Source organism: Burkholderia sp. AU33803 (genome assembly GCF_002223095.1).
GTDB lineage: Bacteria > Pseudomonadota > Gammaproteobacteria > Burkholderiales > Burkholderiaceae > Burkholderia.
Map to the genome: position 1 here is coordinate 491,838 of NZ_NKFJ01000004.1, position 13,769 is coordinate 505,606.

Sequence of the window (13,769 nt, forward strand, 5' to 3'; positions counted from 1 at the left end):
CCCGTCTTACACAACGATTCTCCAAGTCCTCCCATGCTCGACATCCAGTTGCTGCGCAAAGACCTCGACGGCGTCGCCCAGCGCCTCGCCGATCGCGGCTACACCCTCGACATCGCCGCCTTCTCCGCGCTCGAAGCGGAACGCCGCGCGATCCAGACCCGTACCGAAGAGCTCCAGGCGCGCCGCAACAGCCTGTCGAAGCAGATCGGCGCGATGAAGGGGAAGGGCGAGGACACGTCGGCCGTGATGGCCGAGGTCGGCGGGATCGGCGACGAAATGAAGGCGGGGGAAGCCAAGCTCGGCGAGATCCAGGCGCGCCTGTCCGACCTGATGCTGGGCATGCCGAACGTCGCACATGAAAGCGTGCCGGTCGGCAAGGACGAAGCCGACAACGTCGAGGTGCGCCGCTGGGGCACGCCGCGCCAGTTCGATTTCGCGGTGAAGGATCACGTCGACGTCGGCACGCCGCTCGGCCTCGATTTCGAGACCGGCGCGAAGCTCGCCGGCGCGCGCTTCACGATGCTGCGCGGCCCGATCGCACGCCTGCACCGCGCGCTCGCGCAGTTCATGATCGACACGCACACGCAGCAGCACGGCTATACCGAGACGTATACGCCGTACATCGTGAACCCCGAGATCCTGTACGGCACGGGCCAGCTGCCGAAGTTCGCGGACGACATGTTCCGCGTCGAGAAGGGCGGCGAGGAAAACAAGGTCACGCAATACCTGATCTCCACGTCGGAAATCTCGCTGACCAACACCGTGCGCGAATCGATCGTCGACGCGTCCGCACTGCCGATCAAGCTGACCGCGCATTCCCCGTGCTTCCGCTCGGAAGCCGGTTCGTACGGCCGCGACACGCGCGGCATGATCCGCCAGCACCAGTTCGACAAGGTCGAGATGGTGCAGGTCGTCGCGCCGGAAACGTCGTACGCCGCGCTCGACGAGATGGTCGGCCATGCGGAAGCGATCCTGCAGAAGCTCGGCCTGCCGTACCGCGTGATCACGCTGTGCACGGGCGACATGGGTTTCTCGGCCGCGAAGACGTTCGACCTCGAAGTGTGGCTGCCTGCGCAGAACACCTATCGCGAGATCTCGAGCTGCTCGAATACCGAAGCGTTCCAGGCGCGCCGGATGCAGGCGCGTTTCCGCAACGCGCAGGGCAAGCCGGAGCTCGTGCATACGCTGAACGGTTCGGGTCTCGCCGTCGGCCGTACGCTCGTCGCGGTGCTGGAGAACTACCAGAACGCGGACGGCTCGGTCACGGTGCCGGAAGCGCTGCGTCCGTACATGGGCGGCATCGAGCGTATCGACGCGCCGGCACAGGCGTCGTAACGCGGCCTTCAAAGCCCTCGCAAAAAAAATTGCAGAAAGGGCTTGTCAGCTGCGAAGCGATCGTCTTATAATCTTTTTCTCGCGGAAACGACCAGCCGCGAGATGCAGCAAGGAAGGAGAGGTGGCAGAGTGGTCGAATGTACCTGACTCGAAATCAGGCGTACGGTTTCCCCGTACCGTGGGTTCGAATCCCACCCTCTCCGCCAAAATACGAAGCCCCTTGATCCGGAAGGATCAAGGGGTTTTTCGTTTTGGGTTCGCGGTGCGTGCGTCATGTCGCACGCCGTTGCAGTAGCAACAGCCCGCATCCGACCTGAGCGCACTGGCCGGCCTCGTCGATACGCGCGTCCGGCCTTTGCCGAATTCTTCAGCTTTAAGCCTGCGCTTCCCGCGCCGTTAACACGAGGCGGCGGCCGGCGCCCGTGCCGGATCGCATCGTTCCCCGTCGACTCAAGGTTCCATGAAGCTGAGCTACAAGATTCCCCTCGCATTCGCCGTCGCGCTGCTGCTGATGTTCGGTGGCGCGCTGTACGGTATCCACATACTCAATCGGTCGATCGATACGTTCGTCGAAGACGTGCAGACGAACGTTGGCAACGAACGGCTCGTGTCGGCCACGCTCGTGCAGTTCAAGCTGCAGGTTCAGGAATGGAAGGACACGCTGTTGCGCGGCAAGCAGCCCGACAAGCTCGACAAGTATTGGCAGGCTTTCCAGACGCGCGAGCGAACGGTCGACACGCTCGCCGCGCAGCTCGTTCACCAGTTGCCGCCCGGCGAGAGCCGCTCGCTCGTCGAGCAGTTCATGCGCGCGCACACGGCGATGGGCGAGGGCTACCGGCGCGGGTTCGACGCGTTCAAGGCGGCCGGCTTCGAGCCGTCGGCGGGCGATGCCGCGGTGGCGGGCGTGGACCGCGAGCCGGCAGCGCTGCTGGAGCGGGCCGCGAAGTCGATCGCCGACGAGAGCGCCGCGGTGTCGGCGCAGGCGAGCCGCGACGCGCAGCACGCCACGACCGCGAGTCTCGTGCTGATGCTGGTCGTGCTCGGCGTCGCGATGGTCGGCGCATTCCTGTTCAGTCGCGCGATCCTGCGTCCGCTCGACCGTGCGGTGGCGTGCGCACAGGCCGTCGCCGAAGGCGACCTGACGCGCGACGTCGATGCAGTCGGCCGCGACGAGATCGCCGATCTGCTGCGCGCGTTGCAGACGATGCAGGCGAGCCTGTCGGGCGTCGTGCTCGAAGTGCGTACGCACGCCGAAGCCGTCGCGACGGCGAGCGCACAGATCGCATCGGGCAATCACGATCTGTCGGCGCGTACCGAGGCGCAGGCTGCTTCGCTCGAGGAGACGGCTGCCAGCATGACCGAACTCACGGGCATCGTCCGCCAGTCGGCCGAGCACGCGCAGCACGCGGCGCAGCTGGCGCATGACGCGTCCAACATCGCAGCGGCGGGCGGCGGCGTGATGACGGATGCCGTCGGCACGATGAATGGCATCGCCGACAGCTCCGCCAAGGTCGGCGAGATCATCGCGGTGATCGACGGCATCGCGTTCCAGACCAACATCCTCGCGCTGAACGCGGCGGTCGAAGCCGCGCGTGCGGGCGAACAGGGCCGCGGCTTTGCAGTCGTCGCGGCGGAAGTGCGTACGCTTGCACAACGCAGCGCTGCCGCCGCGAAGGAGATCAAGGCGCTCATCGAGCAGTCGACGAAGCGGGTCGACGAGGGCGCCGTGCTGATCGGTCGAGCGGGTGAATCGATTCACGAGATCGTCGGCGCGGTGCAGCGTGTCACGACGATCGTCGGCGAGATCTCGTCCGCGTCGCAGGAGCAGAGCGGCGGCATCCAGCAGGTGAACATCGCGGTGACGCAGATGGACGAAGCGACGCAGCGCAACGCGGCGCTCGTCGAGCAGGCCTCGGCCGCGACGCAAGCGCTGGCTGAGCAGGCGAGCGCGCTGCGGCATGCGGTGGCGGTGTTCAGGCTGCCGGAAATGGCGTGACGGCGGGGGCCGCCGCGCCGGGCTTCGATGGAACCGGGGCCGGCGCGGCGCCGGCTCTCAGCGGCGCACCTGCGCCAGTCGACCCCGGCCCGTCCCCCGCGATTACGCCGCGGCCGGATATTGCGCGAGCACGCGGGCGCGGATCGACGGCTTGATGTTCGACTGCGCCATGTTGCCGCCGTAGTGCGCGACGACGCGCGGATTCATCACGCGATACCAGAGCGGCGGCACGTACGCGAACAGGATCATCGTCGCGTAGCCGGCCGGCAGTTGCGGCGCATCGTCGAAGTGGCGCAGCGCCTGGTACGAGCGCGTCGGATTCGCATGATGGTCGGCGTGCCGCTGCAACTGGTACAGGAACAGGTTGGTGACGACGTGATTGCTGTTCCACGAATGCTGCGGCGAGCAGCGTTCGTAGCGGCCGTTCGGCAGCTTGCGGCGGCCGAGCCCGTAATGCTCGACGTAGTTCACGACTTCGAGCAGCGACGCGCCGTAGACGGCCTGGATCACGAGGAACGGAATCACGACCTTGCCGGCCATCGCGATCGCGATGCCCCACACGACGACGGTCATCGCCCACGCGTGCAGCACCTCGTTGCGCCAGGTCCACGGCGAATGCCCGAGCCGTTCGAGGCGCGCCTTCTCGAGCCGCCACGCCGAGCGGATGCTGCCGGTCACGGTGCGCGGCAGGAAGGCCCAGAACGATTCGCCGTAGCGCGCGCTCGCCGGGTCCTCCGCCGTCGCGACGCGCACGTGGTGTCCGCGGTTGTGCTCGACATAGAAGTGGCCGTATGCCACCGGCGCGAGCGTGATCTTCGCGAGCCAGCGCTCGAAGCGGTTGGTCTTGTGCCCGAGTTCGTGCGCGGTATTGATCGAGATGCCCGTCGCGGCGCCGAGCGACAGCGCGAAGCCGACGTAGTCGTACCAGGCGAGCGCATGCGTGCCGACGATCCAGACGCACGCGAAGAACGCGACGTATTCGACGAGCGTCGCGAGATAAACGATCAACCGGTAGTAGCGCTCCCGTTCGAGATGCGGCACGACGTCCTCGGGCGGGTTGTCGCGATCGTCGCCGATCAGCGTGTCGAGGATCGGGATCACGCCGAACGCGAACAGCGGGCCGAACCACCAGAACACGTGCAGGCCCGTCGACAGCGCGAGCTGGGCGGCGAGGATCGGCAACGTGATCGTCAGCGCGCCGAGCAGCCACAGGTAACGCTTGCCATCCGACCAGCCCGAGGCCGATCCGTGGGTCATTGACATTGTCTCCCTCCTGCCGGCCGGCCCGAGGGCGGCCGCCTGTACGGTTGTTCGAATTCTCGTTGGTCCGCGAAGCACGCGCGGCGAGCCGGATCGTCACCCGGTTCTGCCTGTTATACGACCCACGCGCACGCTTGCCAAACTCCGGCACTAGGCGCGCGGCTCCAAACGGACCGGCGTGTGCGGCGCAGGCAGGGAAGGGCCCGCGCACGCTGATTGAAACATGCGCGGAACGCCGGTTCGACCCGTACGGGCGAGCGGTTTGTCAGACGGATGGCGTGTCATGACGCGTGCGCGTGGCGGCGTGACTGGCTCGCAACAAATGTTGCGATGCAATATGCGGATGGCTGCAGGTACCCGTGATACCGATTTTCGGGGGGGCAATCTTACGGATCATTACGATATCCGTGCTGAAATCCGCGGGGCCCGACGGGCAACTGCCCGATGTCGCAAGGCGACGGGTGCCATGCGTCGAACGAGGCCGCCGCAACCGTCTTTCGGCGGCACGCATCGGCACGGCGATGCTGCACCTGCACATGAACGGGCCGACCGGCCGCCGCCGGTGCGTGCTGCCTTTCGATTCGCGCTGTCATTTGAAAATAACGATTTGACTCATGCCCCGCTTTCGGTTGAAGCTAGTAGCTTGCTGTCCGAAGGGGGCTGTGCCTGCATGAGTTCGACCTTGACCGTTCGTCGTATCGTTGCCGACCAGGGCAGCGTGTATCGCGAACTCCGCGCCGCATCGCTGCGCGAGCCCTACGCGCCCGGCGAAGCGCCGGAGGCCGAATTGCTGAACGTCGAAACGGACGCGGCGTCGGCGATTGCCGCGCAGCGCGCCGTGTCCGACGAGTCGACGACTTTCCTGCTGTATACCGAAGGCCATCCGGCCGGCATGATCGGCGCGTATTTCGACAATACGCCCGATCGGCGCGCGTTCGTCAGCGAGCTGTGGGTGGCGCACGCGGTGCGTCATCTGCGCGGCGGCGTGCTGCTGCTGGAGACGGCCACCGCCTGGCTCGCCGAGCGCGGCGCCCAGGACGTCTACGCGTGGATTGCCGATGCGAACCGCAACGCGATCCGCTTCTACGAGCGGGCGGGTTTCGGCAATACCGGCGAACACGCGCCGATCGCACGGATGCCCGGCGCGATGAAATCGCTGTACGTATCGCAGGTGAAGCACTGACGTGACGTCGGAACGCGGGCCGCTCGGCGCGATGAGGCTTGGGTCGCCCGCTTGCCTGCCCGCCTGCCGGTTGCGCGCCCGCCCGGGCTGTCGCCACCCGGTTCCCCAAAAATAATGGCCGCGCGCGTGGACGCCTGTAAAATACGCAAAAAATTTTTGCAGAGTGTCCATGTCGCTTAAAAAATCGCCATTCTTCGAGCTGCGCAGCGGATCGGTCGATACGTTGCTGTTCACCGTGAAGACGACCGATCTCGATGCGTTGCGTACCGAACTGGTCAAGCGCTTCGAAGCGACTCCCGAGTTTTTCGCCGACGATGTCGTCGCGATCGACGTCCGCCGCCTGGCTGACGGCGAGCGCGTCGCGCTCGCGGACATCCGCCAGATGCTGAACGACGTGCGGATGCGTCCGGTGGGCGTCGTCGCACTGGCAACGCAGGGCTGGGCGGGGGAAGCCGGCCTGCCGTTGCTGGAGGCGCGCGATCGCCGCGCGCCGGCCGCGAAACCTGCCGACGAAGCGGAACCGGCGGCAGTGCCAGCCGTCGCGCCCGCCACCGCTGCGGCAGCCGCAGCGGCGCCCGAACAGCCGTCGGAGCCCGCGCCGACGCCGGTGCAGGCCGGCGGCCAGACGCTCGTGATCGACCGGCCGTTGCGTTCGGGGCAGCAGATTTACGCGAAAGGAGACCTCGTGGTGCTCGCGCCGGTCAGTCACGGCGCAGAGATCATCGCGGAAGGCAATATCCACATCTACGCGCCGTTGCGCGGCCGCGCACTCGCGGGCGTGCACGGCAATCACGACGCGCGCATTTTCTGCACGTGTCTCGAACCGGAACTGATTTCGATCGCGGGTATCTATCGAACAACCGAGAACCCGTTGCCCGCCGAAGTACTGGGCAAATCGGTGCAGATCCGGCTCGAAGAGGAAAAACTGATGATCGAACCGCTGCGCCTGACGTAACACACGCGGTGCGCTCCGGATCGATCGGCTCTCATTGACGAACACAGGGTATTGGGTAAATGGCAAAAATCATCGTGGTGACCTCGGGCAAGGGCGGCGTGGGCAAGACGACGACCAGCGCGAGCTTTGCGTCCGGTCTCGCGCTGCGCGGCCACAAGACGGCCGTGATCGACTTCGACGTCGGCCTGCGCAACCTCGATCTCATCATGGGCTGCGAGCGCCGCGTGGTGTACGACCTCGTGAACGTGATCCAGGGCGAAGCGAACCTGAACCAGGCGCTGATCAAGGACAAGAAGTGCGAGAACCTGTTCATCCTGCCGGCGTCGCAGACGCGCGACAAGGATGCGCTCACGCGTGACGGCGTCGAGAAGGTGCTGAACGACCTGGTCGCGATGGACTTCGAATACATCGTCTGCGATTCGCCGGCCGGTATCGAGGCGGGCGCACTGCACGCGATGTACTTCGCGGACGAAGCGCTGATCGTCACGAACCCGGAAGTGTCGTCGGTGCGTGACTCGGATCGCATTCTCGGCATCCTGTCGTCGAAGACGAAGCGCGCGACCGAAGGCAAGGATCCGATCAAGGAACACCTGCTGATCACGCGTTACAGCCCGAAGCGCGTCAGCGAAGGCGAGATGCTGTCGCTCGAGGACATCAGCGAGATCCTGCGCATCAAGCTGATCGGCGTGGTGCCCGAGTCGGAAGCCGTGCTGCATGCATCGAACCAGGGTCTGCCGGCCGTGCATATCGACGGTACCGACGTGGCGGAAGCGTACAAGGACGTCGTCGCGCGTTTCCTCGGCGAAGACAAGCCGCTGCGCTTCACCGATTACCAGAAGCCGGGCCTGCTGCAGCGCCTCTTCGGCAGCAAGTAACGGAGGCCGCCCATGTCCATCCTTTCGTTTCTCCTCGGCGAGAAGAAAAAGTCCGCATCGGTCGCGAAGGAGCGCCTGCAGCTCATCATCGCGCACGAGCGCGTCGGCGGCCGGCCGCCGGCCGATTACCTGCCGGCGCTGCAGAAGGAGCTGGTCGCGGTCATCTCGAAGTACGTCCATATTTCGGACGATGACATCCGCGTGAGCCTCGAGCGCCAGGACGATCTCGAAGTCCTCGAAGTGAAGATCGAGATCCCGCAAGCCTGACCGTTGCAGGTATCCCTCCGCACGGCGGCACTTGCCGCCGTGCGCGTCTTACGCCCTGTTGCACTTTCGGGCATGCCGTAACACGGCGTCTGTCGGCCGTTCGCGCCCCTCCCGCATTGAACGAATACGCTCGCGTAACTTGTTCAACCAGGAGGTTGTGATGGCTGTCTCTACCGTTCAACGTCGTATCGTTTCGCTCGCCTTGCTTGCCGCGAGCCTGTCAGCCGTCGTCGCGCCGCTTGCCGCGCATGCGGACGAGATTCTCGTCGGCACCCCCGTGATCGTGCCGCAGGGCCGCATGGTCGTCGCCGAGCCGGTCGCCATGCGCACCGAGGAAGTCGTGATCGTCGCGCCGAACGCACCGCCGCCGGTGCGCTACGAGGTCGTGCCGGCCTCGCGCGTGGGCTACGTGTGGGATCGCGGGCACTGGCACTGGGAGCATGGCCGTTACGTGTGGATCGGCGGCCACTGGGAAGCCGAGCGCGTCGGCATGCAATGGGTGCCGGGCCACTGGGACCAGCGCGGTCCGAACTGGTTCTGGACCCGTGGTCACTGGGCATGATGGAGGCGGGCGATGAAAAGAACCGCAATCGCCATCGCGCTCGTCGCGATCACGCTGGCCGGATGTATCGTCGTGCCGGCGCGGCCCGTGTACTACCGGCCGGCGCCCGTCGTGATCTATTGAGCGTCGCGCGGGCCGGGCTGTGCCGGGTCGTGCGTCCCGGCTGCGGCCGGCTCGTCGTCGTGCGGCGCCGGGGCATGTGCTGCGTCCTCGGCCGGCGCGGTGGCGGGGGACGCTTCGTCGCCCGTGCCGCCTTCGTCGCGCAACGTGTCGAGCGGATCGGCGGGCGCCGCGGCCGCATCCTGCGGCTCGGTGATGCCGGTTGCCGCCGTCGCGCTCGTCGCGGTTGCCGCAGCCGGTTCGGCGGCTGTGACGGGCGGCGCGAGATAGCGCAGTGCGAGCGTCTCGTAGAGCGGCGGCGCGAAGAAGCGCGACACGCGGCTCGACACCAGCGCGGTGGCCATCAGCGAAATCACGAGCGCGTGACCGTTGATCATCTCCATCACGATCACGAACGACGTGATCGGCGACTGCGTGACGGCCGCCATGTAGCCGACCATCGCGAGCGCGATCAGCATCGGCAGGCTCATGTTGCTGAACACGATATGCAACAGGTTGCCGAACCCGGCGCCGATCGACAGCGACGGCGCGAAGATCCCGCCCGGGATGCCCGGCAGGTACGACGCCACCATCGAAATCATCTTCAGGAACGGATAGAACACCGACAGGTGCTGACTGCCGTCGAGCAGGCCGCGCGCCTCGGCATAGCCGCTGCCGAAGGTCGTGCCGCCCGATACGAGGCCGACGACGGCGATCGCGAAGCCGCACAGTGCGGCGAACGTGATCGGCCGCTCGCGATACAGGCCCAGCAGCTGCGCGGGCAGCCAGCGTCCCGTATTGAGCAGCAGCCAGCAGAACACGCCGCCTGCGATCCCCGTGACGATCGCGGTGACCAGCACGGCGAGCGCGAGCAGTTTCGGGAAATGGGGGCCGGCATCGATCGTGCCGAAATACGTGTAGTTGCCGTTCAGGCCGAGCGCGACGACGCCGGCGAGGATGATCGCGGTGATCAGCACGCCGCTCGCGCGCGCGGAGAAGCTGCGCGTCAGTTCCTCGATCGCGAACACGATTCCGGCGAGCGGCGTATTGAACGCGGCCGACAGCCCGGCCGCCGCACCGGCGAGCACCAGCTGGCGTTCGATCTGCGCGTTCGAGCGCGGGTAGAACCGTCGCAGGTTGAACATCAGCGCCGCGCCGACCTGTACGGTCGGCCCTTCGCGACCGATCGTGAAGCCGCCCAGGATGCCGAGGAACGACACCAGCACCTTGCCGAACAGGATGCGCAGCGTCAGCAGCCGGGAGCCGAACGCACTCGGGCGCGCATGCAGCGTCGCGATCACCTGCGGGATGCCGCTGCCCTCGGCGCCGCGGAAGAAGCGCCGCGTGATCCATACCGACAACGCGGCGATGGCCGGCGTCAGCAGCAGCGGCAGCCACGCGGCGTGATCGCGCATCGTGCGGAAGGTTTCGTAACCCCAGTCGATCAGACGCGCGTAAAGTACGGCCGCGAGGCCGACGACGATCGCACCGAGCCAGAAAACGCCGTACTGGCGCCAGATCCTCAGCGAACGACGGGTGAGGGCGGGAAACAGGGCGGGAAGAGCGGGGCGTGGCATCGGCACGGGCCGGCAGGCAAAGATCGAATTATAAAAAGATCCGGATGCGGGCGGGGAGCGAGAATGTTCCTGAAAGGAGATGCATTTTGTTGCAAAAGTAATTTCACGTAATGTCTGCGCATGTAACCATCGTGAGCACGCCAAATTGACTGGCTTATTCCACACATCGTGAAACGTATCCTCATCGTGAAAGTGACGTCGCTTGGCGACGTTGTCCAGACGCTACCCGTCGTCGCGGATCTGCATCGCGCCTTTCCCGGCGTAACGGTCGACTGGGCAGTGGATGAATCGTGCGCGGAGGTCGTGCGCTGGCATCCGGGCGTCAGCCGTGTCCTGGGCGCGCCGCTGCGCCGTTTCAAGAAGTTGCGCAATCGTGGCGACCTGAAGGCGATCACGGCGTCGATCGGCGCGCTGCGGGCGCACCGCTACGATGCGGTGATCGATCTGCACGGCGTCTACAAGAGCGCGATCATTTCGGCGCTCGCGCGCGCCGCGCGCCGCGTCGGCTACCAGACGCAGGATCTCGGCGAAACGGGCGCACGCTTCGCGTATTCACATCGTTTCGGCCCGCGGCCGGACTGCGACGCGTGGCACGGGATGCGCGTGAGCGCCGGCGAGGCGCTTGGCTACGTGCCCGAGGGTATCGCCACGTACGGCATCGTCCCGCCGCGGAACGTGAACCTGCCGGCCGCCGTGACCGATGGCGCCCCATTCATGCTGCTGTTCCATGCGACGTCCAACCCCGACAAGAAATGGCCGGCCGACCACTGGGCCGCGCTCGCCACGCAGATGATGGCGCGCGGCGTACGCGTGCTGTTGCCGTGGGGTTCGCCTGCCGAGCATGGCGATGCGCAGGACATTGCCGCACGCGCGCCGGGTTCGGTCGTGCTGCCCGCGATGACGGTGCGCGAGCTCGGTGCGGCGCTCGGCCGGGCTGCGCTCGTGGTGGGGGTCGATACGGGGTTCGTACACATGGCGCACGCGCTGCAGCGGCCGACCGTGATGATTTTCGTCGCGACGTCGCGCCATCATTGCGGCATCGGCGGCGCGCCGAATGCACTGTCGATCGGCGAGCCGGGTACGGTGCCGTCGGTCGACGAGGCGCTGGACGCGATCGATACGGTCAGCCCGGCCTACGGCGCGCTGCGCGCGCGGCTGACCGCCTGACGAGGGGATGGGGCGAAGCGGTTCAGGCGAGCAGCGCCTCGACCGTGACGACGGCGGCGACGGCCGCCAGATTCGCCAGCAGCGCCTCGAACACGAGGCCGCGCCAGGTCTGCGGCCGGAAGCGCATCGCGAGCAGGATCGCGCCACCCAGCGCGAGTGCGAGGATCAGGACGAGATCGGCATTGCCGAGGCGGATGTTCATGGCGGCGGCTCCTTCGGGGCGGGATCCCGGGGGCGCGCAGCGGCGCCCCCGGGATCGAGTATAGGCAGCGCCGGCCTGCGCACAACCCGGGTCGCCCCGGAGTCTCAGACGAGCGATGCGTCGCGTGTCTCGCGCATCAGCAGCACGCCGATCAGGCTGATGGCCGCCGCAACCGACACATAACCGCCGACCCACGACAGCCCGCCGCGCGCCGCCAGCAGTTGCGCGATATACGGCGCGATCGACGCGCCGAGGATCCCGCCGAGGTTGTACGCGACGCCCGCGCCCGTGTAGCGGACGTTGGTCGGGAACAGCTCCGGCAGCAGCGCGCCCATCGGCGCGAACGTCACGCCCATCAGGAACAGCTCGATCGTCAGGAACAGCGCGACGAGCGGCATCGAGCCGCTGCCGAGCAGCGGCTCCATTGCAAAACCCGACAGCAGCGCGGTGATCGCGCCCGCGACGAGCACCGGCTTGCGGCCGAAGCGGTCCGATGCCCACGCGGACAGCGGCGTCGCGAGTCCCATGAACACGACCGCGAAACACAGCAGGCCGAGGAAACTCTGGCGCGGAATATGCAGCGCCGACACGCCATACGACAGCGAGAACACCGTCGAGATGTAGAACAGCGTGTAGCAGACGACCATCGCGAGCGCACCGAGCAGCGTCGGCCGCCAGTGTTGCGTGATCAGCGTCGCGACCGGCACGCGCACGCGCTCGTTGCGATCGAGCGCGGCCTGGAATGCGGGTGTTTCGGTGATCTTGAGCCGCACGTACAGGCCGAGCGCGACGAGCACCGCACTGACCAGGAACGGGATGCGCCAGCCCCAGCTGCGGAACTGCTCGTCCGACAGCGACAGCGCGAGCGCGAAGAACAGCCCGTTCGACATCAGGAAGCCGACCGATGGCCCGAGCTGCGGGAACATCCCGAACCAGCCGCGCTTGCCCTGCGGCGCGTGCTCGGTCGCGAGCAGCGCGGCGCCGCCCCATTCGCCGCCGAGGCCGATCCCCTGGCCGAAGCGCAGCACGCACAGCAGCACCGGCGCGAGCGCGCCGATCGCGTCGTAGCCGGGCACGAAGCCGATGGCGGTGGTGGATACGCCCATCACGAGCAGCGATGCGACGAGCGTCGACTTGCGGCCGATGCGGTCGCCGAAGTGCCCGAACAGGAACGAGCCGATCGGGCGAGCGATGAACGCGATGCCGAACGTGACGAAGGCGGACAGCGCCTGTGCGGTCGCGGACCCGTGCGGGAAGAACACGGGGCCGATGACGAGCGCGGCGGCCGTTGCATACACGTAGAAATCGTAGAACTCGATCGCGGTGCCGATGAAGCTGGCGAACACGATGCGCCGGTGGCTGACGGCGCCGGCCGAACCGGTTGCGTGTGCAACGGTCGGGGGGGATGCGGACATGGATGTCTCCGTTTTGTCGTTGGGGCGGTCGGCTGGGCGTGCGGCCGGGCAGGCGGATGCCTGCCGGGGACAGCCGAGCGGATGATGCGGTGGCGGCGTGGACGCGCGCCGTGGCGCGGACGTCACCCGCCGGTCGACGAGGGAGACGGGTATGTCGCCGCCGCCCGGTGCCGGCGTGGTCGGCTCGCATGCCGGGTGGGGCGCGCGAACGCGCGCGCGGCGTGATGGCCGCGCGATTGCGGAAAATTATAGCCAGCGCCGCCGCGCACCGGCAATCGCGGGGCGGCGGTTACTCAGTCGATCGATTGCGCCTGCGCCGACGCGGTGCTTTGCAACTGGAAGTGGCCGTCGTCGTTGAAGAGCCAGCCTTCCATCAATTCGAGCCGGCCGTTGCCGTCGAGCAGTCGTGACGGTGGCGGCGGCAGCGGCGCCGAGCGGCGCAGCGACGCGAGCGCGAGTGCTTCCGCTTCGCTGTCGCCGTTGCTGCGATAGACGGACGCGTTGACGAGCCGGCCGCTGCCATCGACGGTGAAGGCCACGACGACGAGCGAGCGGAGCATGGCCTGGGGTACGCCGTGCAGCATGCCGGACGGATTGCGTTCGGCGACGCGCTGCGCGACTTCGACGCGGTACTGGTCGAGGCTGCCGCTGCGGGTGATCGACGGAATCGTCAGGATCGAGTGCAGCGACGGAGGCGGCGTGATGGTGCACGCCGCGAGCATGGCGACGACGGCCAGCGCAACTGCACGCAGCCGGTCGACATGCAAACGGGGAAGAGGGCGCATGGGAGGCTAGCCGGAAGTGACTATAAAAAAATGATAGGCGCACGGACGCGGGCCGATATCGGGAGAAACGCATAAGGGGCGATGCCGGATG

The 13,769-nt window shown here is 67.0% G+C and carries 13 protein-coding genes and 1 tRNA gene; 9 read left to right on the top strand and 5 right to left on the bottom strand.

Going from position 1 to position 13,769, the window contains the following annotated elements:
• Window positions 1–33: 33 nt before the first annotated feature.
• The 3 genes from serS to CFB41_RS04705 all read left to right on the top strand — a co-directional run bounded on the left by serS (window position 34) and on the right by CFB41_RS04705 (window position 3,331).
• A complete protein-coding gene (gene serS, locus CFB41_RS04695) occupies window positions 34–1,335 on the top strand; it encodes a serine--tRNA ligase (RefSeq protein ID WP_089455769.1) in 1,302 nt (433 codons plus the stop codon).
• A gap of 115 nt (window positions 1,336–1,450) precedes the next feature.
• Window positions 1,451–1,541: transfer RNA gene (locus tag CFB41_RS04700), tRNA-Ser, on the top strand.
• Window positions 1,542–1,795: 254 nt separating this feature from the next.
• Window positions 1,796–3,331: a methyl-accepting chemotaxis protein gene (locus CFB41_RS04705; protein WP_089455770.1), complete on the top strand. Its 1,536-nt coding sequence runs from the start codon at window positions 1,796–1,798 to the stop codon at window positions 3,329–3,331.
• A 102-nt stretch (window positions 3,332–3,433) separates the two neighbouring features.
• Here CFB41_RS04705 and CFB41_RS04710 read toward each other — a convergent pair whose 3' ends face one another.
• Complete coding sequence (locus CFB41_RS04710) at window positions 3,434–4,594, bottom strand: alkane 1-monooxygenase (RefSeq protein WP_089455771.1); 1,161 nt, start codon at window positions 4,592–4,594, stop codon at window positions 3,434–3,436.
• A gap of 667 nt (window positions 4,595–5,261) precedes the next feature.
• On the opposite strand from CFB41_RS04710, the gene CFB41_RS04715 reads away from it, so the two are divergent.
• The 5 genes from CFB41_RS04715 (at window position 5,262) to CFB41_RS04735 (ending at window position 8,433) form a co-directional block, all read left to right on the top strand.
• Window positions 5,262–5,774 carry a GNAT family N-acetyltransferase gene (locus CFB41_RS04715; protein ID WP_179250008.1) on the top strand — a complete coding sequence of 171 codons (513 nt, stop codon included), beginning with the start codon at window positions 5,262–5,264 and terminating at the stop codon, window positions 5,772–5,774.
• A 169-nt stretch (window positions 5,775–5,943) separates the two neighbouring features.
• Window positions 5,944–6,729, top strand: coding sequence for a septum site-determining protein MinC (gene minC / locus CFB41_RS04720; RefSeq protein WP_089455773.1), 786 nt, complete (start codon window positions 5,944–5,946; stop codon window positions 6,727–6,729).
• Window positions 6,730–6,788: 59 nt separating this feature from the next.
• Window positions 6,789–7,604 (top strand): septum site-determining protein MinD, encoded by an 816-nt coding sequence (gene minD / locus CFB41_RS04725; RefSeq protein WP_046545140.1) that lies wholly within the window; start codon window positions 6,789–6,791, stop codon window positions 7,602–7,604.
• Between the two features lie 12 nt (window positions 7,605–7,616).
• The gene (gene minE / locus CFB41_RS04730) at window positions 7,617–7,871 is read left to right on the top strand and encodes a cell division topological specificity factor MinE (RefSeq protein ID WP_006476634.1); all 255 of its coding nucleotides are present in this window, start codon (window positions 7,617–7,619) and stop codon (window positions 7,869–7,871) included.
• A 160-nt stretch (window positions 7,872–8,031) separates the two neighbouring features.
• Window positions 8,032–8,433, top strand: coding sequence for a YXWGXW repeat-containing protein (locus CFB41_RS04735; protein ID WP_089455774.1), 402 nt, complete (start codon window positions 8,032–8,034; stop codon window positions 8,431–8,433).
• A 116-nt stretch (window positions 8,434–8,549) separates the two neighbouring features.
• On the opposite strand, the gene CFB41_RS04740 is transcribed toward CFB41_RS04735, so the two are convergent.
• On the bottom strand, window positions 8,550–10,109 hold the full coding sequence (locus CFB41_RS04740; RefSeq protein ID WP_089455775.1) for a chloride channel protein: 1,560 nt from the start codon (window positions 10,107–10,109) through the stop codon (window positions 8,550–8,552).
• A 168-nt stretch (window positions 10,110–10,277) separates the two neighbouring features.
• Here CFB41_RS04740 and waaC point away from each other — a divergent pair, with 168 nt between their 5' ends.
• Window positions 10,278–11,276, top strand: coding sequence for a lipopolysaccharide heptosyltransferase I (gene waaC, locus CFB41_RS04745; RefSeq protein WP_089455776.1), 999 nt, complete (start codon window positions 10,278–10,280; stop codon window positions 11,274–11,276).
• A gap of 22 nt (window positions 11,277–11,298) precedes the next feature.
• Here the strand turns inward: waaC and CFB41_RS04750 are convergent, their stop codons facing one another.
• From CFB41_RS04750 to CFB41_RS04765, 3 genes are all read right to left on the bottom strand, one after another.
• Complete coding sequence (locus tag CFB41_RS04750; protein WP_039343411.1) at window positions 11,299–11,478, bottom strand: hypothetical protein; 180 nt, start codon at window positions 11,476–11,478, stop codon at window positions 11,299–11,301.
• Between the two features lie 104 nt (window positions 11,479–11,582).
• Window positions 11,583–12,893, bottom strand: coding sequence for an MFS transporter (locus tag CFB41_RS04755; protein WP_089455777.1), 1,311 nt, complete (start codon window positions 12,891–12,893; stop codon window positions 11,583–11,585).
• Window positions 12,894–13,186: 293 nt separating this feature from the next.
• Window positions 13,187–13,678 carry an energy transducer TonB gene (locus tag CFB41_RS04765; RefSeq protein WP_089439455.1) on the bottom strand — a complete coding sequence of 164 codons (492 nt, stop codon included), beginning with the start codon at window positions 13,676–13,678 and terminating at the stop codon, window positions 13,187–13,189.
• Window positions 13,679–13,769 lie beyond the last annotated feature (91 nt).